Source organism: Mesorhizobium sp. P3_A9, from assembly GCF_056402975.1.
The window spans coordinates 1-2029 of record NZ_JBFUGJ010000604.1 but is presented as its reverse complement, the minus strand read 5'-3'; the positions used below and the strand labels follow the sequence as shown (position 1 = coordinate 2029).

The following is a 2029-nucleotide window of genomic DNA, read 5'->3' as shown; positions in this document are numbered from 1 at the left end:
ACGTAATACTTAGCACGCGCCATGTGTTGCGCCCCCCAATGCCTTTGACCCCAAGAGGAGAATTAACAATGTCTACTTGCTATGCAACCATCATCCCCAGCGACGACGGTATCGGAACCGTCAACAACATCGCCCAGATCGAAAGCACCGCCGGAGGTCAGTTTTGGCAAGGTCGAGAAGGTCGGCAAACGGGGTTGAGCATGGTGTGCGGCGGCCCTGTCAGCCCGAGAGCTTCGGAACAAATCAAGCGACAGCGAGCGCGCTGTTTGTGTCGCTCATGCGCAACTGATCGCTGCTCGCATCTGAAGGAACTGACTAAACAGAGTCGCTTCGAAAGATTGGCGAGACAGTTGAAGCCATGCCGCCGACCACTGAGGAAGCCCACTTCGCCCATAGGTGCGGCTATAGCGGCGGTGTTCGACCGGGCTTGGCCTCGATTCCGATGGTGTCTCCATCACCATGGACCAACTCGCGATCCCAATCGTTTGTCTTGGCGGGGGTTTTGACAACAGCCTCTCGGGCGTCCGTATCCTGGTCCTTGCGAGGTTTTGGTCCCGGCATATCGCGCGATGATTTCGGTCCCATGCCATTGGCTCCTTTGGAATGTCCAAGCGAAACAAAGTCGAAACGCTAAAGTTCCTTCAACCTTCCACATATAGGCAGGCCAGGGCGCACCAAGCGGTCGGCGACGCGAACATACGGGGGCCTCTTCTGACAGCGAGGGCTGTCTGGAATAAGAGGGAGTGGTGGATAAGCCGAGGTCAGCTTTCCCTGTCGGCCTTGCGACGCCGAAGTCCGAGCATAAGAGAGGTCATCGTTGCGCTCGCGCACGCCACCCCCAACAGCGTAATCACTCCCGCGGAGGAAGAAGTTTGCTCTGATCGAATTGGGATATGTCGTGCAGGCAAAGGACTGTCAGCCAATGCCTCCAGATCCGACCTGCTGCCGTGTCGAATGGAATAGGCGCGCGTGAACTCGGCACCGAGGAGAAAAATTTCCGATGAGTAGTAAACCCACAGGAGGATGACGAGCAGCCCACCGGCGGCCCCGTAGGACGAGGCGATCGCGCTGGTGCCGATATACCAGCCGATAAGCGACTTTCCGAGCGTGAACAGGGCGGCGGTCATAACAGCACCGATCCCAACGTCCCGCCATTCGAGTGTTCGATCGGGTAAAACTTTGTAGATGGCCGCGAACATCACTGAAATCAGGACAAACGAAACGACGGCGTTTATCGCGCCGAGGACGATTGTACCAAACGGCAGCTGAGCGTTGATGATGTTTCCCTAGGCCGAGATCGCTGCGCTGGCAACGAGAGACACGAGCAACAGGAAACCGAGCGCCGCGACCAAACCCAGACTTGCCGCACGCGCCCGGACCAGACGCGACAACGAACTTCCCTGAGGTTCAACCCTCCATATGGCGTTAAGCGATTGCTGCATTTCGCCAAAAACGCCAGATGCGGTCACCAACAAAGTGACTACTCCGATAACCGCAGCCCAGGTTCCGGATAATCTGCTCGAGGCACTCTGCAGGGCGGTCTGTAGGAGATCGGCACTTTCTGGCCCCATCAAACCGGAAATCTGAGCCGACAACGTCAATTGCGCAGCATCCCGACCGAAAACGAGGCCAGCAATTGATGGGCATGCGTGGTCTGCGCAACCGCGCCCAGCGCAGCAACTGGCCTTGCTTCCTGGCAGGCCCAGAAAGTCTCGAATATCTGCGTGGTCTGCTGCACGGCGGGGTCCAGCAGCAGCAGGTCGAGGTCGCGGAAATTGGTTTCCGCCGCATCGAAATAGGCATCGCCAACGTTGCGCCCGCCGACGATGGCGACGGCGTCGTCAGCGATCCATGCCTTGTTGTGCATCCTACGTGTCAACGCAAAAAGCCGCAGGACAACTTCCACGCTACGCATGATGCCGCGGGCTCTGATGCCACTCGGGTTGAACAATTTCAGTTCGATATTCGGATGGCTGCTCAAGGCCAGATAAGCAGAATCGTTCTTGCGCGGATTGACGTCATCAAGGAG

At 57.6% G+C, this 2029-nt stretch carries 1 protein-coding gene and 1 pseudogene; both read right to left on the bottom strand.

The window, feature by feature from the left end; genetic code table 11:
- Nucleotides 1-761: 761 nt before the first annotated feature.
- Nucleotides 762-1595, bottom strand: a pseudogene (locus AC1DX0_RS35115) (YihY/virulence factor BrkB family protein).
- 2 nt (nt 1596-1597) lie between these two features.
- Nucleotides 1598-2029: phospholipase D-like domain-containing protein (locus AC1DX0_RS35110; protein ID WP_477359011.1), on the bottom strand; the 432-nt coding region annotated here is incomplete at its 5' end.